Origin of the sequence: Streptomyces sp. NBC_00377 (genome assembly GCF_036075115.1) — a bacterium.
Taxonomy (GTDB): domain Bacteria; phylum Actinomycetota; class Actinomycetes; order Streptomycetales; family Streptomycetaceae; genus Streptomyces.
This window is the reverse complement of sequence record NZ_CP107958.1, coordinates 8,633,120-8,658,369: the sequence shown is the minus strand read 5'-3', so window position 1 is coordinate 8,658,369 and position 25,250 is coordinate 8,633,120. Positions and strand designations below refer to the sequence as shown.

Annotated in this window: 14 protein-coding genes and 2 pseudogenes; 9 read left to right on the top strand and 7 right to left on the bottom strand. The window is 74.1% G+C overall.

Going from position 1 to position 25,250, the window contains the following annotated elements; translation table 11 throughout:
• Positions 1-49: 49 nt before the first annotated feature.
• Positions 50-2,200 (top strand): FUSC family protein, encoded by a 2,151-nt coding sequence (locus tag OHS71_RS38470; RefSeq protein ID WP_328483945.1) that lies wholly within the window; start codon positions 50-52, stop codon positions 2,198-2,200.
• Positions 2,201-2,400: 200 nt separating this feature from the next.
• On the opposite strand, the gene gap is transcribed toward OHS71_RS38470, so the two are convergent.
• The gene (gene gap / locus OHS71_RS38465; RefSeq protein WP_328483944.1) at positions 2,401-3,399 is read right to left on the bottom strand and encodes a type I glyceraldehyde-3-phosphate dehydrogenase; all 999 of its coding nucleotides are present in this window, start codon (positions 3,397-3,399) and stop codon (positions 2,401-2,403) included.
• A 125-nt stretch (positions 3,400-3,524) separates the two neighbouring features.
• On the bottom strand, positions 3,525-4,481 hold the full coding sequence (locus OHS71_RS38460) for a GlxA family transcriptional regulator (RefSeq protein WP_328483943.1): 957 nt from the start codon (positions 4,479-4,481) through the stop codon (positions 3,525-3,527).
• 228 nt (positions 4,482-4,709) lie between these two features.
• Here OHS71_RS38460 and OHS71_RS38455 point away from each other — a divergent pair, with 228 nt between their 5' ends.
• Complete coding sequence (locus OHS71_RS38455; protein ID WP_328483942.1) at positions 4,710-9,872, top strand: hypothetical protein; 5,163 nt, start codon at positions 4,710-4,712, stop codon at positions 9,870-9,872.
• A gap of 72 nt (positions 9,873-9,944) precedes the next feature.
• Here the strand turns inward: OHS71_RS38455 and OHS71_RS38450 are convergent, their stop codons facing one another.
• Positions 9,945-11,597 (bottom strand): sigma-70 family RNA polymerase sigma factor, encoded by a 1,653-nt coding sequence (locus OHS71_RS38450; RefSeq protein ID WP_328483941.1) that lies wholly within the window; start codon positions 11,595-11,597, stop codon positions 9,945-9,947.
• A gap of 317 nt (positions 11,598-11,914) precedes the next feature.
• Between OHS71_RS38450 and OHS71_RS38445 the strand changes: the two genes are divergently transcribed.
• Complete coding sequence (locus tag OHS71_RS38445) at positions 11,915-12,322, top strand: hypothetical protein (RefSeq protein WP_328483940.1); 408 nt, start codon at positions 11,915-11,917, stop codon at positions 12,320-12,322.
• Positions 12,323-12,332: 10 nt separating this feature from the next.
• Here the strand turns inward: OHS71_RS38445 and OHS71_RS38440 are convergent, their stop codons facing one another.
• The gene (locus OHS71_RS38440) at positions 12,333-13,121 is read right to left on the bottom strand and encodes an SIS domain-containing protein (RefSeq protein ID WP_328483939.1); all 789 of its coding nucleotides are present in this window, start codon (positions 13,119-13,121) and stop codon (positions 12,333-12,335) included.
• 177 nt (positions 13,122-13,298) lie between these two features.
• On the opposite strand from OHS71_RS38440, the gene OHS71_RS38435 reads away from it, so the two are divergent.
• Together OHS71_RS38435 and OHS71_RS38430 are read left to right on the top strand one after the other, a co-directional pair.
• Complete coding sequence (locus OHS71_RS38435) at positions 13,299-14,183, top strand: MurR/RpiR family transcriptional regulator (protein WP_328483938.1); 885 nt, start codon at positions 13,299-13,301, stop codon at positions 14,181-14,183.
• Between the two features lie 105 nt (positions 14,184-14,288).
• Positions 14,289-15,432: pseudogene (locus OHS71_RS38430) on the top strand (NEW3 domain-containing protein); the annotation flags it as partial.
• A 244-nt stretch (positions 15,433-15,676) separates the two neighbouring features.
• Here OHS71_RS38430 and OHS71_RS38425 read toward each other — a convergent pair.
• On the bottom strand, positions 15,677-16,705 hold the full coding sequence (locus OHS71_RS38425; protein WP_328483937.1) for an N-acetylglucosamine kinase: 1,029 nt from the start codon (positions 16,703-16,705) through the stop codon (positions 15,677-15,679).
• Positions 16,706-16,874: 169 nt separating this feature from the next.
• On the opposite strand from OHS71_RS38425, the pseudogene OHS71_RS38420 reads away from it, so the two are divergent.
• A pseudogene (locus tag OHS71_RS38420) lies at positions 16,875-17,435 on the top strand (glycosyl hydrolase); the annotation flags it as partial.
• 95 nt (positions 17,436-17,530) lie between these two features.
• Here OHS71_RS38420 and OHS71_RS38415 read toward each other — a convergent pair.
• Entirely contained in the window at positions 17,531-19,036 is a 1,506-nt protein-coding gene (locus tag OHS71_RS38415) for a glycoside hydrolase family 3 N-terminal domain-containing protein (RefSeq protein ID WP_328483936.1), read from the bottom strand.
• A gap of 325 nt (positions 19,037-19,361) precedes the next feature.
• Here OHS71_RS38415 and OHS71_RS38410 point away from each other — a divergent pair, with 325 nt between their 5' ends.
• The gene (locus tag OHS71_RS38410) at positions 19,362-20,558 is read left to right on the top strand and encodes an MFS transporter (RefSeq protein WP_328483935.1); all 1,197 of its coding nucleotides are present in this window, start codon (positions 19,362-19,364) and stop codon (positions 20,556-20,558) included.
• Positions 20,559-20,954: 396 nt separating this feature from the next.
• On the opposite strand, the gene OHS71_RS38405 is transcribed toward OHS71_RS38410, so the two are convergent.
• A complete protein-coding gene (locus OHS71_RS38405; protein ID WP_328484782.1) occupies positions 20,955-22,745 on the bottom strand; it encodes an MFS transporter in 1,791 nt (596 codons plus the stop codon).
• A gap of 378 nt (positions 22,746-23,123) precedes the next feature.
• On the opposite strand from OHS71_RS38405, the gene OHS71_RS38400 reads away from it, so the two are divergent.
• Both OHS71_RS38400 and OHS71_RS38395 read left to right on the top strand, forming a co-directional pair.
• Positions 23,124-24,599 (top strand): glutamate-cysteine ligase family protein, encoded by a 1,476-nt coding sequence (locus OHS71_RS38400; RefSeq protein ID WP_328483934.1) that lies wholly within the window; start codon positions 23,124-23,126, stop codon positions 24,597-24,599.
• 149 nt (positions 24,600-24,748) lie between these two features.
• Complete coding sequence (locus OHS71_RS38395; RefSeq protein WP_328483933.1) at positions 24,749-25,246, top strand: peptidylprolyl isomerase; 498 nt, start codon at positions 24,749-24,751, stop codon at positions 25,244-25,246.
• Positions 25,247-25,250 lie beyond the last annotated feature (4 nt).

The following is a 25,250-nucleotide window of genomic DNA, read 5'->3' as shown; positions in this document are numbered from 1 at the left end:
ACTGAAAGCCGCGGACGATGCTCGGGTGGTGCGCGGAGAGGAGCGCTGGATGCCCAAGCGGCCCTCGCTCGCCGAAGCGGTCGCGGCCGGCCGGCGTGCGGCGCGGGTCACGGTCGCGGCGGCGGCCGGGTTCTATCCGGCGGCGTACCTCCTCGACCAGCCGGTGACCGCGGTCTACGCCCTGTTCACGCCCATCGCGTTCGGCGTCCTCTCGCCGGTGCCGGGCTCCGGGCGAAGGCGCGCCGCGACCGTGCTGCGGGCCTGGCCGGCCGCCGCCGTCCTCACCGCCGCCGGCACGGCTCTCGCCGTGGACACCTGGGCGGCCGTGGCGGGCATGCTGCTCGTCGGTTTCGTGCTGACGTTCGGCGCGCTGTGCGGACCGCGGCTGGCCGGCACCGTCCCCGGCCTCCAGCTGTTCTACATCCTCGCCTGCTTCCCGCCCTTCGCACCGGACACCCTGCCGCACCGGCTGGCCGGGGTCGCCCTCGGCGGGACGGCGCTCCTCGTGTGCGAGGTGGCGGTGTTCCCCGATCCGCCGGACCCGTCGTACGGCGACCGGATCGCCGACACCCTGGACCTCGCGGCCCGGGCCGCCCGCTCCCTGATGCGCGGCGCCGCTCCGGAGCCCGGCCTGGCCGAGGGACTGAGGGAGGCCGGCCGGGGACTGCGCTTCTCACAGCAGCCGGCGGGCGCACGCCCGACCGGGGCGGGACGGAAGGACCGGGCGCTGGCCCAGGCCGGGTCCGCGACCCGGCGGCTCGTGGACCAGCTGGCCGCGCTGACCGGTCTGCACCCGGCGCCCGCGGACACGGCCTCGCAGAATCTGCTGGGCGGCATCGCGGCGGCGTGCGCCGCCACCGCCGAGGCACTGCGCCGCAGGCGCCCCGGTGCCGGGCCCGAGCCGGTCGAGGAGATGGTCGCCCAGTTCCTGGCCGCACGCGACGGTGGCCCCACCGGGCCTTCCTCCCGCCCGCACCAGGTGCTGCTGCGGCAGTCGACCGTGCTGACGATCGCGGTCTCGGCCGTGACCGTGCGTACGGCCGTCGCCCTGGCCTTCGGCGGTAGGCGGCCGGTGTACGGCCTGCCCCGGGAGCAGTTCTGGTACGCGCGGATCCCGACGGTGCGCCTCTTCACCGTCCGGCTCACCGGCAATCTCACGCGGCGCTCCGTCGTCTTCCAGAACGCGCTGCGCAGCGCGTGCGGGCTCGCACTCGCCCGTCTGGTGGCGGGCTCGCTCGACCTGTCGCACGGCTTCTGGGTGCTGCTGACCGTGCTGACCCTGGCGCGGACCACGGCGGTCGCCACCTGGTCCGCCGTCCGCGCGGCCGTCGTGGGCACCCTGGCCGGTGCGTGCGCCGCCGGCCTGCTCCTCATCGGGGCGGGCCGGGCCACCGAGGTGTACGCGTACCTGCTCGTGCCGATGATGCTGATCGCCTTCGCGGCCGGGCCGCTGGAAGGGCCGGCCTGGGCGCAGGGACTGTTCACCCTGGTCGTGTCCACGGCGTTCGCGCAGATCGCTCCCGTGACCTGGCGGCTCGCGGAGATGCGGGTGGTGGATGTGCTGACCGGCAGCGCCGTCGGGCTGCTGTGCGGGGTGCTCGCCTGGCCCTTCGGGGCCCGCGCGGAGACGCGGCGCAGCATGACGGCTCTGCTCCGGGCCGCCGCTCCGGTGGTGCGGGCCACCACCGCCGCAGTGACCGGCGACGGCCCGGCGGGGCACGCCGGCACGGCGGACCGGGCCCTGCGGCTGACCCGCCACCGGCTGCGCATGGCGGAAGGCTCGTACGCGCAGTACCGCACGGAACCCTCCGCCCGGACCCGCGTCCACTCGCACGGAAGAGGGCCCGCACCCGAGGCCGAACCCGATTACCTCGCCGCCCTCAACGTCGGCTCACGCGTCCTGGTCGGCGCCTACTGGCTGCCACGGACGGACCGCCGGCCCGGGCTGCCTCCCGTCGCCCTGGACTGGGCCCGGAAGGTCACCGGGGAAGCGGAAGCGGCCATCGTCCGGGCGGCGGACTTCCCCGCGGGCGGCGTCCCGGTCCGGCTGACGCCGCCGCCCTCCCTGCCGTCCGAGGCTCCGGCGTCGGTCCAGTCCCTCCTGACGGACATCGAGGTGTGGCTCGACGCGCTCGCGGTCGACCTGCGCACCACCACCGGCCACCGGACGACCGGGACGACCCGAGCGAGCGTGTCCTGACCGGCAGCCTGGACGGGAGTCTTCGGGACGGGGAGCTCCGGGACGAGGACCGGTGGTGATGAGGCCGCGCGCTCGTCGGCGATCACCGGCGGGCAGGGTGTCGTGGCGTGCCGGACCGTCCTCCCGCCGTCCGTGTACGGATCGCTCCGTGGCGGGTGGCAGGTGGTGGTCCGGCGGGTCGGGATCGGCGCGGCGAGCGGTCAGCGTGCCGCGAGGAGTTCGAGGGTGTCGATCACGCGGTGGGAGAAGCCCCACTCGTTGTCGTACCAGGCGACCACCTTGATGTGGCGGCCGTCGACGCGGGTGAGGGCCGAGTCGAAGATGGACGACGCCGGGTTGCCGGTGATGTCGGACGACACGAGCGGGTCCTCCGAGTACTCGAGGACGCCTGCGAGCGGGCCCTCGGCGGCGGTGCGGTACGCCGCCAGCACGTCCTCGCGCGTCACCTCGCGGGCGACGGTCGTGTTGAGCTCGACGATCGAGCCCACCGGAACGGGCACCCGGATGGAGTCCCCCGACAGCTTGCCGTCGAGGTTGGGCAGCACGTGGCCGATCGCCTTGGCGGCGCCCGTCGTGGTCGGCACGATGTTGACGCCGGCGGCGCGGGCGCGGCGCGGGTCGCGGTGCGGGCCGTCCTGGAGGTTCTGCTCCTGCGTGTAGGCGTGCACGGTCGTCATGAACCCGTGCTCGATGCCGGCGAGGTCGTCGAGGACGGCGGCGAGCGGGGCGAGCGCGTTGGTCGTGCACGAGGCGTTCGAGACGATCGTGTGCAGCTCCGGGTCGTAGGCGTCGGTGTTGACGCCGTACGCGAGTGTGACGTCGGCGCCGTCCGAGGGAGCGCTGACCAGCACCTTCCTGGCGCCGGCGTCGAGGTGGGCGCGGGCGGCCTTGGCCGAGGTGAAGCGGCCGGTCGCCTCCAGCACGAGGTCGACGCCCAGCTCGGCCCACGGCAGGCGGGCCGGTTCGCGCTCGGCGAGCACCTTGATGCGCCGGCCGTCGACGACGAGGACGTCGCCGTCGACGCCGACCGGGCGGCCCAGGCGGCCCGCCGTGGAGTCGAAGGCCAGCAGTTGCGCGAGGGCGGCGGGCTCCGTGAGGTCGTTGACGGCGACGATCTCGAGGTCGCTGTCGCGCTGGAGGAGCGCGCGCAGCACGTTGCGGCCGATGCGGCCGAATCCGTTGACGGCGATGCGAGTCATGAGTGGGGTCCCTTCCCGTCGGTTCGCCACCAGCCTCGCGTCCGGCGGCCCCGTGTGGCCTGGGCGAGAGCGCCATGGTTCGAAAGGATCCCGCCACGCGGCCCGCAGGGTCCCCGGTTCCCGGGTCACTCGCCTTTCGTGAAGGTGCGCCGGTATTCGCTCGGTGTGGTGCCGAGGATCTGCTGGAAGTGGCTCCGCAGATTCGCTCCGGTGCCGAGTCCGACGTCGCCCGCGATCTGCTCGACGCCGCGCTCGGAACGTTCGAGCAGCTCACGGGCCATGTCGATACGGGCCCGCATGACCCACTGCATGGGCGTGTAGCCCGTGTCCTCTACGAAGCGCCGCGAGAAGGTGCGCTCCGAGACCGCGGCGTGCCGGGCGAGCGTCTCGAGTGTGAGGGGCTCGTCCAGGCGGTGCAGCGCCCACTCCCGGGTGGCGGCGAACCGCTCGCCCAGCGGCTCCGGCACGCTGCGCGGCACGTACTGCGCCTGGCCCCCGCTGCGGTAGGGCGCGGCGACCAGTCGTCGGGCCGCGTGGTTCGAGGCGGCCACGCCGAGGTCGCGGCGCAGGATGTGCAGGCACAGGTCGATGCCCGAGGCGGCGCCGGCCGACGTCAGCACGCTGCCCTCGTCGACGAACAGGACGTTCTCGTCGACCTGGACGAGCGGGTGCTTCGCCGCAAGGGCCCGGGTGTAGTGCCAGTGGGTCGTGGCGCGCCTGCCGTCCAGCAGACCCGTGGCGGCGAGCGCGAAGGCTCCCGTGGAGATGGCGGCCAGCCGGGCGCCCCGGGCGTGCGCGGCCAGCAGCGCGCTCAGCACCGCCCGCGGCGGGTCGTCGCGGTCCGGGAAGCGGTAGCCGGGCAGGAACACGACGTCGGCCCGGTCGAGCGCGTCGAGGCCGTGGGCCACGTGGTACGACAGGCCGTCGCCGCCGGTCACCAGGCCGGGCGCCGCCCCGCACACCCGCACCTCGTAGGGCATGCTCGCCCGGGTCGTGAACACCTGCGCGGGGATGCCGACGTCGAGCGGCTTGGCCCCTTCGAGCACGAGGACGGCGACGCGTTGCAGGGGGGAGGACGACACCCGAACCAGGTTACGGGGCAGGGAGCGGGTCCTCGCCGGACGGCGGGCCGACGCACGTGTCCGGGCGCGTGGGTCGTGCCGCCTCGTCAGCGGATCTCCCCCGGACGGCTCGGTCCGGGTCACCGGGGACCGGCCGTCCCGGTGGGGCCGGCGACCTTTGGGCGTACGGCAGTTGAACACTTCGCGCGCAGCCCGTCCGGCGTCCGGAGCCTCCTTACGCTGACGCGCGTGCGAGAACAGCGACAGGCGGGCGACGACCGTCACGGCAGTGCCCGAGAGGGGGCCCCGCGGGCGATCACCGCACCCCGGTGGTCAGGTCGGAGCGGCACCCACAACCCCCTGCTGGGGCTTCAGCAGACCGCGGGCAACGCGGCGACCGTCGCCGCCCTGAACGCGGCCGGCCCGTCCACCGCGCGCCGCCGGGCCCCGCAGGTACCGCCCGCCATCGCGGAGGCCGGTGAAGACGCCCTCGAACTCCCCCCGTATCTGCGGGACATGGAGGCCGCGGGACTCTCCACGGCGTACGGGCTCACCGGCCACGATCTCGTCACCACCGCCCTGGCCGAGGTCGTCGGGCGCCGCGACGGCGTCGTCGCGGAGATCGCCGCGGAGCTCGCCGGGCGGCCCGAGTCCTTCTACGGGCGCGGCCGGGCCTTCGCGGTCACCGGGTCGCGCGGCACGGACCGTTACGACGTCACGGTGAGCGTCTTACCCGGCGACGACGACCGTCCGGGCGTCTTCTCCCCCGCCGAACTCGACGGCGAGGGCGCCGCCACCAAGGTCGATGTGCAGCACAACTCGGCCGCCACGGTCGCCCAGAGCACGAACGCGTCCGCCTCGAAGGGCGTGGCGTTCACCGCGTTCGGGATGGCTCCGGTCGCACCCGGTGTCTGGGCCGGCGGGGCGGCCACCGTCAACGCCCAGCCCTTCCAGTCGTCCCGGGACTCCCGCGCCCAGCGGAACATGGCGGAGCCGCGTGTCCTGCGCAGCGACAAGGGGTCGGTGGAGGTGCCGCGCAGGGTGCGCTACAACCTGCGGATCCTGAAGGACGGGGAGCGCTCCGCGCGCAACGTCGGCGGGTCGGGCTCCCTCACCATGCGGGTGCCGGTGGAGCACCTGGTGCCGGCCGCCGCGGGCCCGGTGCCCCGTCCGCGTCCGGTCGCCCCCGAGACCGCCCGGGCCGTTTCCCTGGCCGACTCCCTGGCCCCGCTCGCCGTCTCGGATCCGGCCGCCCCGCACCAGGGCGGCGGCGGGCTGTTCGACGCGGTCGCCTCCGCGCTGCACCCGTCCCTGACCTGGCCCGGTGCTCCCGGCCGGGCCCGGCTCTACGAGGCCACCGCCACCGCGACCGTGCTGGAGGACCTCCCCCGACTGTTGCGCGACGGGGTCGTCGGTGAGGATCTGACCAGCAGGGACGGCACCACCACGGGCACCTACCGGATGCGGGCCGCGATCACCGGACTGGCCCCTGGCTGGAGCACCGGCAAGACGCAGTTGCGCACCCATCAGCAGACGCAGCACGCGGTGACGGACACCGCGGGCAAGGGCCGGGGCGGTGCCTTCGGCGTCGGTCCGGCGGCGGGGTTCGGTGTCCTCGGCAACGCGGCCGCCGTCCGGGGGACCGTCATGCCCGTCGCGGGGGCGCGCAAGGCACGGTTCACCGTGGCCGAACAGACGGTGTCCAGCCGACAGGGGGCGGAGGTCCGCGGCGAGAAGGTGCTCTATCTCGGCAGCGTGCTGTTCACCGTCGAGGGCACCGGCCTCACCTCGCCCCTGACCAGGGCACGGGGCGGCGGGCGTACCGCGCACCACACGATGCGGGTGTGGGTCTCGCTGCGGGCCGACGAGGCGCAGGAACTGGGGCTGCCGCTGCCCGAAGGGGTGACGGCCGGCGCGTTCGTGAAGCCCGCGCGACGCCCCGGGGCGGACGTGGGGGGCAAGGGCAAGGAGACGGCCAGGGCGACCGGACAGGACCCGGCGGAGACCGGTGAGCGCGCGGCCGGGGCCGAGGGCCGGGACGCGGAGGACGACGTACGGCACCTGCCCTTCGGCGCGATGGGCTCCAGCGTGGCGATCAGCCGGCTGGACACCGCGCCGATGATGCGGGCCGTGACGCGGATGTTCGCCACCGACAGCCGGCTGGCGGGTTATCTTCCCGCCTTCGGCGAGGAGGAGCAGCCGCGCGACCTCGGCGCCGACGACGCCGAGGTGCAGCGGCGCAACTACCGCGAGCTGGTCGCCGTGCTGTCGGAGACCAACCTGCGGGTGAACAAGGACCAGTTGCTGTCCACCGGCATCCGTGTGCGGCTGCGCCGGAAGTCCCGCTTCCACACGCACGACGTCCAGCTGAAGGTCACCGGCTCTCTGCGGGAGACCGGCCACCTCGGCGAGACCGAGGACTGGCTCGTCCGCAGCCACGCGGGCGTCACGAGCAACCTCCAGAGCGGGCGGGCGAGTTCCCGCACGGTGGGCGGGATGGCACTCGGCCAGTTCCGGCTGGTTCCCGGCGCCCTCACCCTGTCGGCGCGTGCCGAGAAGGGCCGTACGACGACCCGGCGCGGACAGGCCGGGCCGACCCTGCGCACGGACGTCCTGACCAACGGCTCCGAGGAGGCGAGCGTGTTCGGCGGGGCGCTGAGCCTGAACGTCGACGTCACCATGACGTCGCGGCAGCGCAAGGCGGCCCGGGCGCTCACCCCCGGCGCCCCCGGCCGGGACGCGCCGACCGCCGAGCATGTCGGGTCGCTGCCCCTCGACGCGCAGGACGTGCGGCTGCTCACCCCGAGCGCGTTCACTCTGGACGGCGACGCCAAGCGGCGCCTGGACGAGACGGCCGCCGCGCGCACGGCGGGCCACCGCGATACGCGGACGGAGTTCGCGGCCGCGGGCATCGGAGACCTGGCCGGTCTGACCGCCCGGCAGCTGGGTGGTGGGCGGGGCGTGCGGGACTGGACGCTGGTGGAGACCGTGGGCGACGGACAGCCGGTGCGGGATCTGGCCTTCGAGCTGCTGGCACGGGCCGCCGCCCGCAACCGGGAGGCGCGCGAGGACAGGGCGCTGGAGACCGAGGGCCTCGCACCGCGGCTCGCGATCGAGGACCGTTTCAGCCCGCAGGCGGTGACCGCGGCGCTGCGGCAGGCCGTCTCGGCCGGCTGGGTGGTGCAGAACCTGCGGCACGCGCGGCGGCTGGCCGGGCTGACCGGCGCCGTCGGCACCCGGTTCGCGCTGACCCGTCCGCAGGTCGTGCACCAGGGCACGGGAGCGGGCACCGAGACCTTCGTGCTGGGCGGCCACCAGGTCACCGGACAGGAGGGCACGGGCCACAACATCTCCGTGCAGGGCGGGCTCACGGGAGCGGAGAACGGCGCCGAGTGGCGTCTCGCCCAGGGTGTGGCGGCCGGCCGGAGCCTGGGCGGCGGCGACACGGAGGCGTCCACGCTCGTCGGCACGGTCGAACGCAACGCGCACACCTCCCGCAAGAGCCCGCTCCATCTCGTGCGGTGCGATCTGGTGGTGCGCATGATCGCCGAGGTCGCGGTGACGGGCGGCGGCCCGTACGTGGCACGCGGGGGCCGTACGGTGCCGGCGGCCGTCGGGGTGTGGATGACCGCGCGTCAGCTGCGGGCGGCGGGGCTGAAGGTACCGGGCGAGGTACGCCCCGAGGACACGGCGACCGGATCGGGAACGACGCCGAAGGGCACGTCCGGGAAGTCCTCGCGGACGGCGGCACGCTCCGAGGAGCGCGCGCAGTCCTCGGCGGCGGGCACACCGGCCCGCGGCGGCGCTTCCGGGAGCGCGTCGCTGGTGCCCCCGGCCCCTGTTCCCGCCCTGGCCGAGTCGCTTCCGCTCGGCTTCGGCATGATCGAGGATCTGCCCGACTTCGTGCCGCTGCTGGAGGGGGTGCGGGGCCGCCTCGGGGCCTCCCTCGCCGACGACCTGCTGCCGCGCACCCGTCTGACGGACCGCAACGACAACGTGCAGCGGCTGCTGCGGGTGCTCGACCGGGACGGCTCGGCGGGCCTGCTGTCGAGCGCGATGGACGGCGGAGTGGGCGTCGAGCTGTTCGACGGGCGCAGACGGCCCTACCGGGCGGTGTTCCGGATCCGCAGGACCGGCCGGGGCAGTTACATGGAGACCGCCGCCGACGGCCGGGACATGGAGTACATCACCTCCGCCGCCGCCCAGCGGGCCTCCGCCCGGGACGAGAGCGACACCCGCGGCGTCGAGGCGGTCCTGGCCGGGTCGGGGAAACCGGACGGCGGCGCGGGGCAGTTGAAGAGTCTCGGAGCGGCGGCCGGCCTCGGTCTCGCGGCGAGTGACTCGCGCCGCTCGGCGAGCGTGGGGCGCGCCCAGTTGGGCGTGAAGACCGTCGCCGAGGCGTCGTCGGTCCCGTCGGCCCGGATGCACGTTCCGATCGAGGCGACCCTGGAGGTGTTCTCCGGCGACCGCCGGGTGGCCCTGGCGCCGCTGAGGAACCTCAGCCTGACCCACCGCGTGCCGGCCGCGGATCTGCGCGCGTTGTCACGGCTCGCCCCCGTACCGCCCCGGCAGGCGGGCGTGCATGCCGTGGCCGCCGAGGACGCGGGGGCGGACCGGCTCGGCCCCTGGCGTGCCTCCGGGGTCCGGCTGCCGATGGAGGCCCAGGTCAACGGGTTCCGCGGGGCGCCCAGGGTGCGGCAGGCGGTCGACGACGCGGTCCGGCGGGCGGGTGGCGGCGCGCGGTTCCGGACCGGCGGCGAGGCGGCCTCCCACCTGCTGCGCGAGGCCGTCTCCACGGAGTGGCTGATCGCGGCGCTGCCGCTGCTGACCGCGGCGGGCGTGGACCTTCCTCCGGTCCACGCGACCGGCGCGTCGGGCCAGGATCTGCGGGCCTCGCTGCACGCCCGGCTGCGCGGCGGCCGGGTGCTGGGCGTGGGCGACAAGATGACGTTCGAGACGGTCGCGCAGAGCGGGCTGGACGCGCCGCGCCCGGCGGGGTCGGACGGGCAGCAGGCGAACGAGCACGGCCGGTCGGCGCGCGGCCTGCTCGGTGCGGGGGTGCTGAACGCGGACGAGTTCCGGCTGAACCAGTTCCTCGGCGCCGTGGACGGCTCCGGCGGCTCCACCGCGACCGCCGCGGGCGCGGCCGGTTCGATACCGCTGCACAAGCCCAAGTCCGAGTCCGTGCTGGTGCAGTTCACGCTGGACGTGCGGGTGGTGGCGGAGGTGAGCGACCGGGTGCGTGCGGGCCGCCGCTCGACGGCCGTGCAGGAGGTCACCCTGCCGGAGCCGGTGGTCGTCCGGATGCCCGCCCCCGCGGTGCGGCGCATGCTGGCCGACGGGGCGAACGCCGAACTCCTGAGGGATCCCGGGGGCCACCTGACACCGGCCGTCCCGCCGGGCGAGGGGTGAGCGCGGCGGGGAAGTCGCCTACCCGCGTCACCTACCCGCCCGGGATCATCCGTCCGGGGTCACCCGCCCGGGTCACAGCTTGGCGCCGAAGTTCTGCGTCCACCACGGGCCGCCGGTCCCGTCGTGGATCCCCACGCCGATGTTCTTGAAGGAGCAGTTCAGGATGTTCGCCCGGTGGCCCTCGCTGTTCATCCAGGACGTCATCACCGACGAGGCCGTCTGCTGCCCCTTGGCTATGTTCTCGCCGTAGGTGGACCAGCGGTACCCGGCGGCCGTGATGCGCCGGCCGGGGTCGGCGCCGTCGGGGTTGGTGTGGTCGAAGAAGTCGCGGGCGGCCATGTCGTCGGAGTGGCCCTGGGCGGACGCGCGCAGTTGAGGGTCTTCCGTGAGCGGGCCGCACCCCGCCTTCGCCCGCTCCTCGTTGACCAGTGCGATCACCTGGCTCGCCCGGTCGGACGGACCCGCCTCGGCGGCCGGGGTCTTCGAGGCGGACGGTGTGGGACGAGTCGATTTCGCCGGGGCCGCCGCGGACCTGGTCCGGCCGGCGCCGGTCGTCGGCGAAGTGCTCGCGCTCGGCGACTTCGAAGCGGACGCCGTCGGGGAAGCGGAAGGTGACGGCGGCGGCGAGCTGCTGCGGGCGCTGTCCGCGGTGGGGGCGTCCGGGACGAGCGCGTCGTCCGCGGGCTGCACGGCTGTGCTGTCCCTCGTCCCGCTGTCGGGTGGGGTGCCGAAGTAGTAGAAGCCGCCGCCCGCGACACAGGCGGCCACGACCGCACCGCCGACCGCCCTGCGGCGGGTGCGTCGTCTGCGCCGTGCGTCGCTGCGGGAGGCGGTCCGTCCTCCCGCGGCCCGGTGGTTCGCCGACCGGACGAGCCCGTCACTGTCCCCGCTCCCGGCGAGCGGGGACGCCGAGCCGGCCACGGCCGCGGTGCCGGCGGCGGAGTTCATCCTCGCCAGGAGCGCGGACGACACCCCGACCAGCGCCAGGCCGGCCAGCAGACCCTCGGCGGGCATCAGCCCGCTCCACAGCCCCGAGCACTGTGCGCAGCCGCGCGCGTGCCGGGCCGTGCGCTTGCGCCACAGGGCCGAGGGCCGGCCGTCCCAGCCCACGAGTTCGCCGCGCAGTTCCTGGCACTGCGGGCGTGCGTCCAGGGCCCGCACCACGACGCGGGCCGCCTCCAGTTGTGCCTTCATCCGCTGTACGCGGACGGCTGTGTGCTGCGGCGACAGGGCCAGGGCCTCGGCGATCTCGGCCCGGGTCAGTTCGCCCGCGCACTCCAGCCACCACAGCGACAGCAGCCCCCGGTCGTCGGGCTCCAGCCAGCGCGTGGCCCGTGCGGTCTCCTGCCGCTGGCCGGACAGTTGGAGCTGCACGATGGTCAGGTCGACGAAGTCGGCACCCGGGTCGGCGACGTCGTCGGCCTCCTCCATGGCGCCCTGGGCGGGTTGCTGCCGGTGCCAGTGCGCCCGGACCTGGTTCATCGCGACGGCCACCAGCCAGGAGCGGAAACTGGCCGGATCGCGCAGCGTCTCCAGCGAGTCGAGGACGCGCAGCATGGTGTCCTGTACGACGTCGTCGACGTCCACCGAGCCGTTCAACGCCCGGCCCACGATGTTGTAGACGAGGGGCAGGTACGCACCGACGAGCGCGTCCTGGGCCGCCTGGTCGCCCGATCGGGCAGCGGTGACCAGCGCCACCGCCTCCATCGTGTGCCGTGTGCTCATTGCGACTTCCCTGTCCTCGACGCCGAACGCTGTTGTCCGTCGCATGGGAGATCCCTGCGGGCGCGCCGGATAACAGTTCCTCGGAAATTCGTGCGAGGAGAGGTTCGCCGCTCCGTGCCATGAGTGCAATGGGGGCCGTCACATGGCGTCCGGGGACGCCGGCCCGCGATGTCGCGCTTCGGGCGGTTCGCGACGGGCCGTCGGCGCCTTCGCCGCGGGGGTGTCGGTCCGACGGCCCGGACGACTACGGTGGCCCGGCCGACCCGCCGCGTCCGACGCCGTCGGCGACCGACGTCCGCACGGCCCGAGGATCCCGTATGACCCGAATGCCCGGCACGGCCAGATACGCCCGCGCTCTGCTCATGGCCTCGGGCCTGTCGGGCATCGTCGGCGCGGTACGGCTGACCGCGTCCGCCGCCGTCCTCGAGTCGGGCGCCATGGGCGGGTTGGCCCTCGCCATGCTGCTGTCGGCGGCGGCCGGGTGCGCGGTGCTCGCGGTGACGGCGCTGGTCATCTCGGCGAGGTTCGCCGACGGCGGGGGCGCGGTGCGCAGGGGCGCCGTCGCCGTCGGATGGGTGATCGCTCTGGGCGGCCCGGTCGCGGGCCTGGCGTACCACTTCGCCTGGGCCGCGGGTGGCGTCCTGGGTGTCGCGCTGGTGGCCCTGTCGAGCGGTGAGTCGACCAAGGAGTGGTTCGACCGAGGGCGGTTGCCGGCCCCCGTCTGATCCTCAGGCCCTAACTGGCGGGGCGTCGGATCCGGCCGGCGTACCGCTTCTCCAGTTCCAGGTTGCCCTCGAACCCGCCGGGCACGTTGGCGGAGACGTAGACCGGGGGGCGGTCGCCGGAGGCGAGGAGCCTGGCCGCCGTCTCGGCGACCGTCATCTGCACCAGCAGCACACCAGTCAGCGTGGACAGGGCGCAGACCGCGCCGCCGCCGGGCAGTTCGAGGAGGGCGTCACCGCGCGGGGCCGCGTTGTCCAGGACGACGTCGGCGAGGTCGACGAGCTTCTTGCCGCTGGGGTGGGCGGCGGAGACGGACCGGGTGTGACTGAGGGAGGTGATGGCCAGCAGACGGTGGCCGCGTTCCCTGGCGTGCAGGGCCATCTCGACGACGACGTTGTTGACGCCGGAGTTGGAGACGATGACGAACAGGTCCTGGGGATGGGGAGCGGCGAGCTCGTAGAGGCGCAGCGCGATGCCCGGTTCACGTTCCAGGAGCGGGTCGTCGAGGACGCCGGGGCGGTCGCCGCCGTAGAGGACGAGGTCGGCCATGCTGATGCGGTTGGTGGGCACCAGTCCCCCGGCGCGGCCGGCGAGTTCGAGGACGAGGGCCTGGGAGTGGCCGGTGCCGAAGGCATGGATCACGCCGTCGTCGCGGATGCAGTCGGCGATGAGCGCGGCGGCGGCGCCGACGTCGGCGCGGGTGGCCCCGGTGAGGCGGTTCAGGACGGCCAGGCCCTCGCGTGCGAAGCGGTCGGCGCTCACCGGCTCGGACACGGACTCGTTGGCGGACTCACCGGACACCTGGGACTCCCCACTGGTGGCTTCAACCACCCCTCAAGTCGCATTCAGTGAATCAATAAATCACAGCCGCCGCGAGACGGGCAATGCCGCGAGAGTCGCGCGAGCGCCCGGGCACAGGCGGCGTCCCGGTCGTGGTATTCAAGAGTCGGCCCAACGGGTGGCTGGTACCTTCTGCGCATGCCCTCGACCGATGTCACCACCCTGATCCGCACCGAGCTGCCCCGGCTGGCCGGCTCCCTGCGGAAGGTCGGCGAGCTGATCCTGGAGGATCCGGCCGCCGTCACCCACTGCTCGGCCGCGGAGCTGGGCCGCCGCACCGGGACCTCCCAGGCCACCGTGACGCGCTTCTGCCGGGCCATCGGCCTCGACTCCTACCAGCATCTGCTGATCGAACTGGCCCAGGAGCGCGGCCGCGGCGAGGCCTCCGACTGGGGCAGCGCCGAGATCGGCCCGGACATCTCCCCCGACGACAGCCTGGAGCGGGTCGTCCAGGTCGTGGGCACCGCCGACCTGCGGGCCGTCCAGCAGACCATCGACCGGATCGACCTGGACGCGGTCGAGCGCGCGGCCCAGGCGGTGGCCCGCGCCCGGCGCATCGACGTCTACGGCGTCGGGGGCAGCGGCGCGGTCGCCCAGGAGACGGAGACGCGGCTGTTCCGCATCGGCTGCGCGGTGCGCGGCTGGACGGAGGTGCACGCGGCGACCACCTCGGCGGCCCTGCTGACCCCGGCGGACGTGGCGATCGGCATCTCCCACTCGGGGGCGACCCGGGAGACGATCGAGCCGTTCGAGCTGGCCAAGGAGCGTGGCGCCACCACGGTCGCGCTCACCGCCGACTCGCGTTCGCCGCTGGCCCGCGCCGCCGACGTGCGGCTGATCTCCTCCTCCTCGGAGACGAGTTTCCGCACCGGCAGCATCGGCGCGCGCCACTCGGTGCTCATGCTCATCGACTGCCTCTACGTGCGGGTCGGCCAGCTGTCCTACCAGCGGGCGAGCGCCTCCCTCGCGCTGACCGACCACATCGCCGGCGCGCACGCGGTGAAGTCCCGGCGGATGCGCTGAGCCGACCGGCCCTGCATGACTGAGCCAACCAATATGACAAGAAATGGTTGATTGAACCACCCTGCGGTGCCAGGATGGGGCCCCCGCGCACTCCTGAGGAGCTCCATGCGTGCCATCTCCGTCGAGTCGACCGAGCTCTTCACCGGCACGCGGGACGAGCCCCACCAGGTGGTCACCGTCGCCGTCGAGCACGACCCCGGCCGCCCGGTCCGGCTGAGCGTGGCGGGCCCCGGGATCCGCAGCGTGGGCGAGTGCGCGGTCACCGCAGGCGAGGACGGCAGCGCACGCGCCGAGATACCCGGGGCCGTCGACGGCCTCGCCCCGGGCGAGCGCCGCGAGATCACGGTCACCGCCGTCGACGGCCCCCGACGGGCCGTCCTCACCGGCGAGTTCACGGCCGCGGAGCCCGGCTGGACGATGTTCCTGGTCAGTCACTTCCACTACGACCCCGTCTGGTGGAACACCCAGGCCGCCTAGTACCGAGACCTGGGACGTCGCCGACGACCCGGCCGTCACCGGGTTGCCCGCCCGGACCTTCGACTCGCGCGGCCAGTCCGGGATGAGTCTGGTGCGGGCCCACTGCGACCTCGCCCGGCGCGACCCTGCCTACACCTTCGTGCTCGCCGAGGTCGACTACCTCAAGCCCTACCCGGACGCCTTCCCCGAGGAACGCGCCTTCCTGCGCCGGCTGATCCGCACGGGCCGCGTCGAGATCATGGGCGGCACCTACAACGAGCCCAACACCAACCTCACGGGCGCCGCGCCCGACCTGGTCGTCCTCAACTCCGCCACGTGGCCCCGCCGGGACGTGCTGACCGTCGCCGACCCCGGTCTGGTGCCGCTCGATGTCGACGGTCTCCCGCTGCCCGCGGTGGTCGAGGACGGCGAACTGCGGGTCGTCGTACCCGAGGTGCCAGGCCTGGGCCTCAAGGCGCTCTCCCTCGCCGAGGGCCGGGTGCCCGGCTGGACGGCCGGCGGCGGCACGACGATCCGCAACGCCTTCTACGAGCTGACGGTCGACCCCGCACGCGGCGGAGGCGTCAGCAGTCTGCGCGCCCTCGCCGAGGGAGGCCGGGAACTGCCGCGGCCAGGGGACGTCGGCAACGAGCTGGTGGTGCAGGAGGAGTACCCGAGCCCGTCCCGGAGCTGGAGCCGGACCCGTGTGCGGCGGTCACCGCCCCGGTCCGGCGGGGGCAACCCCCGGGCGGCAACGCGTTCGCGGAAGCGTCACGCTTCCGGGGAGCTCGACAGCATGGACTTCTTCTACGGTCTGCGCCCGGCGGTTCCTGCGGAAGAAGCCACGGTGGCACCCAGCCGTGCACCCCCGCCTCGGGGAGGGCCCCTGGCACCTGCCCCCCACCGGCACCACGCGTCCTTGCGCGGGGGCCGTCGGCGGGGAATGTGGTGGGCGGGCCGCGAGTTCGGCTACCGGACGAGTTCGGCTGTCGGGCGGCCGGGGGGCCTCGGAGGGGTACTTCCCTGCGCGGGGGCCGTCAGCGGGCGGTGCGGTGGGCGAGACGGGCCAGGGCCACGGCGCCCGGGGAGCCGTCGGACACGGGGGTGACCGCGAGCGCGAAGGGTGCCAGGGCTTCCGTGAGCGGGGTGAGCAGGGGGCCGTGCGGGGCGAGCAGGCCGCCGGTGACGACCAGGGGCTCGCCCGGATGCGGCGCCAGGGCCGTCACGGTATCCGTCAGCCGGCATGCGGCCTCTCGCAGGATCTCCGCGGCGACGGTGTCCTTCTCCTCGGCGGCCCGGACGACCAGGGGAGCGTGGTCGGCCAGTCTGACCGGCGGCCGGTCCATGACGGCGGGCAGCAGGTGCGCGCGGAAGGCGGTGCGCGGGGCCGCGCTCCAGGCGGCGGTGTCCGCGACGCCGTAGGCCTCCGGGGGCAGGACGTTCGGCGAAAGCCCCAGCTCCCGGCCGACCGCACGGGCGAGGACGGTGGGGGCGCCCCGGCCGTCGGCCGCCCGCAGGGCCGCGCGCACGGCCGCGCGGCCGATCCAGTAGCCGCTGCCGTCGTCGCCGAGGAGCCAGCCGTCGCCGCCCGAGGTCGCGGTGGGTACCCGGGCGGCGATCCGGGCCGCGACCGCGCCGGTCCCGGCCACCAGCACCAGGCCGTCGGCGGGGTGCCCGGGGGCGGTGGCGAAGGTGGTCTCGATGTCGCTGTGCACCTCGACCGCGGCGGCGGTGACGCCGAGCCGGGCGAGCGCGGCGGACAGGGCGGTGCGGGCTCGCACCCGGCCGGGTTCGCCGGTGCCCTGACCCTGGTGACCGGCTCCGGCGAAGCCGCCCACGACGGCGGTCACCCGCCCGCGCAGCGGTTCGGGCACGGCCTGTGCGAGCGCCTCGGTGAGGTGGTCGGCGAGCTCGGGGCCGGACACGGTGAGCGCGTTGCCCGGCCCTGCCGTGCCCTGGCCCCGCACCCGGCCGTCGGCGAGGTCCGCCAGGACGGCACGGGTGCGGGTGCCGCCGGCGTCGAGGCCGACCACAAGAGAGTGGTCTTGGTTCAAATCACTATTCATCGCAGCCCATGGTGGTTGATACATTCGCCGCAGGCAAGGTCCGTCTCGCGAGGAGGACGCCATCGACACGCCCCAGCCCGCGCCGCAGCTCCGCTTCGGTGTCAACTACACCCCACGCCGGGGCTGGTTCCACGCCTGGCACGACTTCGATCCCGGGCTCGCGCAGGCACGCCGGCTCGCGGAGTACGGCACGGAGCTGGCGGCCGCCTACGCCACTGATCCGGTCCGGCCGGTCTGGGTCCAGGAGACCGGGGCGCCCGAACCGCACATCCCGGCGGCCGACGCACCCGGCTTCGCCCGCGCGACGCTGCGCAACGCGGCCGGCTGCGCCCGGCTGTGGGGCGTCACCTGGTGGTGCTCCCACGACGTCGACCGCTCCCTGGCGGACTTCCCGGAACTGGAGTACACCCTGGGCCTGTTCGACTCCACGGGCCGCCCCAAGCCGATCGCCGAGGCCCTGTCGGAGACGGTGGCCGAACTCCGCGCCACGGCCACCCCGCCCGCACCTCGCAGCACGGCCCTGGTCCTGGACTGCACGCCGTCCACCCGCTCGGTCTCGGGCCCGGGGGGCGCGTTCTTCGACGCCTGGATGCGCCTGCGCGAGGAAGGCGTCCGGCCGGCGGTGGTCCTGGCCCGGCAGGCCCAGGACGCGGCGCACCTCACGGCGAGGGGGATCACCGAACTGATCGACGAGAAGGGAGCGGACCTGGCGCGAGCCCCCGGGAGGTGAACGACCAGGGGGACCGGCGCGGCCCCGGGGAACGGGCCGCCGAAGGGCGAAGGCCGGGGCCGGCCGGAACTCCGGCCCCGGAGACTCCGCCCCGGTCAGGACGTGCGGCCCGTCAGGACCTCCGCCACCGCCCGCAGATTCACCTGGCCCCTGCCGTGCGCGCACACCGCGCTGCCCGGCTCGGGCAACCCGGTGGAGACCGGCAGGGCGTCCGGCCGCGCGGCCAGCAGCGCGTCCCGCAGACGTCCCTGCCAGGGGTACAGCCCGGCGTCGCACACGGCGACGACCAGCGGCCGCCCCTCGGCCGCCCGCAGCACCTCCCCGACGACGGCCTCGACGATCTTCCCGGCGTCCTGGGGCCCTCCGGCGACCGCCGTGCCGGTGGCCGTGGGATCGAGGGTGTGCCAGGCGGTCAGGAGGTCTTCACCGCCCCAGTTCAGGGCGGGATGCGGGGTCGGGAAGAGGTCGACGACATGGGCGCCCGGCCCCGCCACCGGCACCGGCCCCCCGCTGCGCACGGCCCGCCGCGCCGCGGCCAGTCCGGCCCCGGCGTCCCACGCGGCCACTTCACCCGGCCGGTACGGCGCCGCGTACCGCAGCGCGAGCCGCCGGACCCGCTCCGCGGCCTCCGTCACCCGCTCCTCGGCCAGCTCTCCCGATCGCAGGGCGCCGAGCACCGCGTCCCGGCAGGCGAGGGTGGTCTCCGGATCCGGTACGGCGACGATGACCTGGTCGGCCCCCGCGGCGAGCGCCAGACGCGCGCCTGCCGCCTCGCCGTAGCGGTCCGCGATGGCCTTCATCTCGAGCGCGTCGCTCACCAGGACGCCGTCGAAACCGAGTTCGTCGCGCAACAGGCCGGAGAGGACGCGCGGGCTGAGGGTGGCGGGCCGGTCCGGGTCCAGGGCGGGGAACACGACGTGGGCGCTCATCAGCATGGGCACGCCCGCCTCGACGGCCGCCCGGAACGGCGCGAGGTCGAGCCGGTCGTACGGCCGGGGGTCGACCGCGAGCTCATGGTGGCTGTCGGTGACGGTCCCGCCGTGGCCGGGGAAGTGCTTGGCGCAGGAGGCCACGCCCCGCGCCTCGGTGGCCGCGATCCAGGCGCGCAGATGCCGGGAGACGAGCGCGGGGTCGGCGCCGAAGGCGCGGGTGCGCACGATCGGGTTCTCGGGCCGCCGCTGGACGTCGGCGACCGGAGCGTAGGAGACGGTGATGCCGAGCGAGACCAGGTGCCCGGCGAGGGCGTCCGCGCAGGCGGCGGTGAGCCGCGGGTCGTCGGCGGCGCCGAGCGCCCAGGAGCCGGGCACCTCGGGGGCTCCCGCGGCCACCAGGTGACCGATGCCGCCGCCCTCGTTGTCGATGGCGATCAGCAGGTCGGGGCGCAACGCCCGCAGGGTGGCGGTGAGTTCGCGCACCTGGTCGGCGTCGCGGACGTTGCGGGTGAACAGGATGACCCCGCCCAGACCCCGGTCGACGATCCGTTTCAGGCTGTCGGGGACGGTGGTCGTACCGTCGAAGCCCGCGACGAGGCAGCGGTGCGCCGACTCGTCGAGGGCGGCGGGAAGTGCCGGGCCGGCGGCCCCTGGGGCGGAGTGCGTCACCCCCGGAATCCTCTGGCTCACCAAGCCGAAAGTCAATATTCCAGTGGCTGAGTGATTCAAATCGGCAGGACGGCAGATCTTCGAGCACCGGAGGTCCGAGGAGCGCGGCCGGCCCCGGGCCTCGGCTCCCCGTAGGGACGCCGCCCGGGTCCGCACTCTCCGACTCGCGACCGCTCCGGCGCCTGACCGCCCCTCGACGCGGAGGGTTCGAGCGACCCGGCGCCCGGCTGCCCGGTCACTCGGCTGTCCCGAACTCGCGGGATGTCACGGCACGCAGGGCACGTCGGGGCCCGGCCGCGTCCGGTGCGGGACTACTGTCGCCGGCATGGACCGCGATCACCGAGGATGGCTGCCCTGTCTGCTCGGCGGAGCCGTCTTCGCCGTGTGCATGGCCGGCACCACGCTGCCGACCCCTCTCTACGGCCTCTACCAGGAGAAGTTCGGCTTCTCCGAGCTCACGGTCACCGTCGTGTACGCCGTCTACGCCTTCGGAGTCATCGGCGTGCTGCTGCTGGCGGGCAACGCCTCGGACACCGTGGGCAGACGCCCCGTGCTGCTGGCGGGCCTGGCCTGTGCGGCGGCGAGCGCCGTCTGCTTCCTGTCCGCCACCGGACTCGGCTGGCTGTACGCCGGGCGGCTGATGTCGGGACTGTCCGCCGGTCTGTTCACCGGGGCCGCCACGGCGTACGTCATGGACCTGGCTCCGTCCGGCGGCGCCTCCCGGGCCACGCTGGTCGCGACCGCCGCCAACATGGGCGGGCTGGGCTGCGGTCCGCTGCTCGCCGGAGTGCTCGCCCAGTACGCCGCCTGGCCGCTGTACCTGCCGTTCGCCGTACATCTCGCCCTGGTGGCCGGCTCGGCGGCCGTCGTGACGCGGCTCCCGGAGACCGTGCGCGACCGGGCCCCGCTCAGCACCGTACGGCCGCAGCGGCCCAGCCTGCCGCCAGAGGTACGGCCGGTGTTCGGACCGGCGGCGATCGCCTCGTTCGTCGGGTTCGCGCTGTTCGGGGTGTTCACCTCCGTCAGCCCCGCGTTCCTCGCCGAGTCCCTCGGCGTGAACGACCACGCGGTGAGCGGTCTGGTCGTCGCGCTGGCCTTCTTCGCCTCGACGGCCGGGCAGTCGGCCGTCGTCCGGGTGGGGGTCGGCCGGTCGCTGCCCCTGGGCTGCGCCGCACTGCTGACCGGACTGGCGCTGCTCGCGGGCGCACTGCGGTGGGAGTCACTGACGCTGGTGGTGCTGAGCGCGGTCGTGGGCGGCGCGGGGCAGGGACTGGCGTTCCGCGGGGCGCTGTCCGCCGTGGCCGAGGCGTCCCCCGCGGACCGACGGGCGGCGGTGATCTCGGCGCTGTTCGTGGTCGCCTACACGGGCATCTCGGTGCCGGTGATCGGTGTCGGCGTGCTGGTGGGTCCCCTCGGTCTGGAGGGCGCCGGGCTGGTGTTCATCGCGTGCATGGCCGTCCTGGTCTCGATCGCGGGCACCTATCTGCTCCGGCGACCGGTGTGGGTGGAAACGCAGACGTGACCGACCCGACCGCCGGCGCGGCACACCGCCGGCCGGACCCCGCGCGCCACGGTGGCACGCGCACCCGCTTGGCCGCATCCGTACGGGTGGGGTCGGGCCGGCGGCGAAGCGACATGCGGCCGGCCGGCGTTGTGCAGAATCCAGCCGTCATCACCGGAAAGGCCCCCTCGATGCGACGTACCGCCCTCTTCGCCGTCTGCGCCCTGCTCAGCGCCGCCGCCACGGGATTCTTCACCACCAGCGTCTTTCGCAGCCGCTGACCCACGCGAGCCGGGGGAGCCCCGCGTTTCCCCGGCCCGGGCCTCCCGACGCCGACTTTGGCGAGCCGTCTTCCCCGGATCCGGCTCCCCCCAGCCCGCCTGCCCGGTTTCCGGCATCCCCGGATCCGGCTCCTCCTCAGCCCGCCTGCCCGGTTTCCGGCATCCCCGGTCCCGGCTCCGCCCAGCCCGCCTGCCCGGTTTCCGGCTTCTTCGGTTCCGGTTCCCCGGTCCCGGCTTCGCCGAGCCGGTCCGGGCTTCGCCGAGCAGGCTCCGGGCTGCCCCCCGGCCGCCGGTGGTCGTCGCCTTCGTCAGGAGGGGGGTCTGCGGTGTGCGAGCGGTCTTCCGACGCCCCGTCCGCCGTTTCCGCGCCGGTCGTGCCGCCGGGGTGGCGCAGCGCGCACAGGTAGCCGACGGCCAGGGCGATGGCCATCCCGTAGAACACCCACTGGTTGGCCTCCGCGAAGTCCATGCGGATCGCGGACACCGACTCCCGCACCGTCCGCGCGACCGGTCCGTCACCGGTCAGCTGCCGGTCGTCGGCACTGCCGGTGATCGACTCCGCGACGTTCCTCGCCGCGCCGTCCGCGACCCCCGACGGCACTCCACGCGACTCGAGCGTGTCGCGGACGTTGTCGGTCGTGCGGTGGGTCAGCAGGGTGCCGAACAGTGCCAGGCCCACACTCGCGGCGTAGTTGCGGATCGTCTGCGTGATGCCGGTGACCTCGCCGTACGAGGCGTCGATCGACCGGTTCACGGCGTCGGTGGAGGCGGGGGCCAGGATGAAGCCGATGCCGGCGCCCGCGAGGGCCGCGTAGGGCCACTGGTCGTGCATGGACAGATCGGTCAGCTTGCCCGCCCAGAGCGCGAAGCCCACCGCGCCCACCACGCACCCGGTCTTGAGGGCCGGCCGTGCGCCCCGCTTGTCCAGGATCCGTCCACCCCACTGCGAGGCGAGGGCGAAACCGGCGAAGAAGTACAGCAGGTACAGGGCGGCCTGGTTGGGCGAGGCGCTCAGGGACACCTGCGCGTAGACGGAGGCGAAGAAGAACAGCGGGACGAACGCGAGCATGGCGAAGAAGAGCACCAGTCCGTCCACCGCGAAGGCACGGTCCCGGAAGACCGCGAATTCGACCAGCGGATGGGCCGTGCGCAGTTCATAGCGGCAGAACAGCCACAGCACGGCGAGACCGCCCACGATGCAGACCCAGGTGAGCACGCTGCCCCAGCCCCAGGCGGCCGCCTGCTGGAAGCCGAGGACACTCGCGCCCATACCGATCGCGATCAGCGCCGCGCCCTTCACGTCCAGAGGCTCGTCACGACGGCGATCGGACACGTGGGCGAGCGCCGTCAGGATCAGGGCGACGACGGCCACGGGCACGTTGACCCAGAAGATGGCCCGCCAGGTCCAGTCGGTGAGCCAGCCGCCGAGGAGCGGCCCGAGGGCCGTCAGCGCCCCGGTGACGCCGAAGAAGAGGGCCAGCGCCCGACCGCGCCGTTCCACCGGGAAGACCGCCACGACCACCGCGAGCGCCGCGGGGAAGAGCAGCGCCGCGCCCAGGCCCTGGGTCGTCCGGAAGACGATGAGCCAGGTCAGCGCCAAGTCGCCGCGGGGTACGCATCCGCACAGCACCGACGAGACGACGAACACCAGGGTGCCCGCCACGACCACGCGCCGGGGACCGAGCAGGTCCGCCAGCCGTCCGCCCAGGGCGAAGAACGCGGCCAGTGCCAGCAGATAGGCGTTGACCACCCACTGCATACCGGAGGAGGACAGGCCGAGTTCGTCGACGATGTCCGGCGTGGCGATCGACACGATGGTCTGGTCGATGAACGTCATCGCGACCGCGAACATCATGGCCGCGAGCGCCACCGACTGCGAGGGGACGGGCCCACCCGCGGGAGCCCCCGCCTGCTGTTTGGTGTACATGCCAGTCACGCGTTCAGTCTGCCTCCGCCCTCCCGGCGACGCATCCGGTGCGGATGCCCGCCGGCGTCGGCCCGCAGCGCAGTCCGAGAAGCACCGCTCCACCGGGTCGATCCGCCGTATCGCTCCCCGGAAGCGCCCCCGAGATGCGGAAGAATCCGACCGGGTGAATCTGATGATCACGGCGCGGAAGAGTGCGCGTCCCGGCGCGGAACACGAGGTGAGACGCGGCCGGGCGGGCCCCGCCCGCGCGGCGTCCCGGGCCGCCTGCTCGGCGCCGCCCACCGCCCCCGACGGGCAGGTTTCCGCATGGTGTGGGGCGCCCGGTGGTGCGACGCTTGAGGCACAGGGCGTCCGACCGAGGACAAGCCGGGAGGGCCGATGGGACGTGACGTCCCGGCGCTGGTCTTCACCCGCGAGGACCGCCGCCGGTACCGGATCAAGATGCAGGAGTGCCTCGACGTCTTCGCGCAGATGCTGCGCGAGTCGCGGTTCGAGTCCGAGCGGCCGCAGGTCGGCCTGGAGATCGAGCTGAACCTGGTCGACGACCGGGCCGAGCCCACGATGCGCAACAGCGATGTCCTCGAGGCGATCGCGGACCCCGCCTGGTCCACCGAGCTCGGCCGCTTCAACCTGGAGATCAACGTGCCGCCGCGCCGTCTGACGCAGGGCGGCCCCGACGCCTGGGAAGCCGAGATCCGCGCCGCGCTCAATCACGCCGAGCAGCGGGCGAGGTCGGTCGGCACGCAGCTGATCATGATCGGTATTCTCCCCACGCTGCGGCAGGAGGACGTCGGCGAGTCGGCGCTGTCGGAGAACGCCCGCTACCGGCTGCTCAACGATCAGGTGTTCGCCGCTCGGGGCGAGGATCTGCACATCGAGATGGACGGCGTCGACCGGCTGCGGACCTACGCGGACACCATCACTCCGGAGGCCGCCTGCACCAGCACGCAGTTCCATCTCCAGGTGTCCCCCGAGGAGTTCGCCCCCTACTGGAACGCGGCACAGGCCATCGCCGGCGTCCAGGTGGCGCTGGCGGCCAACTCGCCGTTCCTGTTCGGCCGGGAGCTCTGGCACGAGACCCGCATCCCGCTGTTCGAGCAGGCCACCGACACCCGCCCGCAGGAGATCAAGGCGCAGGGAGTGCGGCCCCGGGTGTGGTTCGGGGAGCGGTGGATCACGAGCGTCTTCGACCTCTTCGAGGAGAACCTGCGCTACTTCCCCGCGCTGCTGCCCCTGTGCGACGAACAGGACCCGCGCGAGACGCTGGCCGGAGGGGACGTTCCGGAACTGGGCGAACTGACCCTGCACAACGGCACCGTCTACCGCTGGAACCGCCCGGTGTACGCCGTCGCGGGCGACCAGCCGCACGTCAGGGTGGAGAACCGCTGTCTGCCGGCCGGTCCGACGGTCGCCGACACCCTCGCCAACGGCGCCTTCTACTACGGCCTCACCCGGGCCCTGGTGGAGGACGAACGGCCGGTGTGGTCACGGATGTCCTTCCGGGCGGCCGAGGACAACCTGCACACGGCGGCGCGGCAGGGGATCGACGCCCGGCTGTACTGGCCCGGTATGGGCGAGGTGCCGGTGCCCGAACTCGTTCTGCGGCGGCTGCTGCCGCTGGCGCACCAGGGGCTGGAACTCTCGGGCATGGACGCCGCGTGGCGGGAGCCGCTGCTCGGGATCATCGAGCAGCGGTGTGTCACCGGTCGCAACGGAGCCGTCTGGCAGAAGGAGACGCTGCACCGCATCGCCGCCTCCACCCCCGACCGCCACGAGGCGCTGCGGCGGATGACGCGCCTCTACATGGACTACATGCATCTCAACGCCCCCGCCCACACCTGGCCGGTCGACTGACCGATCCCCGGTCACCGGTCCCCGGCCGGGCGCGATCCGGTGCCCGCCGGTCCCCCGCGGCCCCTGCCGAGGGGGACCGCGACAGGCTGTGAGGGCCGACACGACCCCCTCGATTCGGCTGTGCCGACGGGAGCGTGCAGGATAGAACCATGACCACCAAGATCTACTTCGACATCACCATCAACGACGAGCCCGCGGGGCGGATCAACTTCAACCTGTTCGACGACGTCGTCCCGAAGACGGCCGAGAACTTCCGCGCGCTGGCCACCGGCGAGAAGGGCTTCGGCTTCGCCGGTTCCTCCTTCCACCGCGTGATCCCCGCCTTCATGCTCCAGGGCGGCGACTTCACCCGGGGCAACGGAACGGGCGGCAAGAGCATCTACGGCGAGAAGTTCGCCGACGAGAACTTCACCCTCAAGCACGACCGGCCGGGCCTGCTCTCGATGGCCAACGCCGGCCCCAACAGCAACGGCTCGCAGTTCTTCATCACCACGATCGTCACCGACTGGCTCGACGGCAAGCACGTGGTGTTCGGCGAGGTCGCCGACGAGGACAGCATGGCCCTCGTCAAGAAGATCGAGTCCTACGGCTCGCGCAGCGGCTCCACCTCGGCGAAGATCACCATCGCGGAGTCCGGCCAGCTCTGACCGG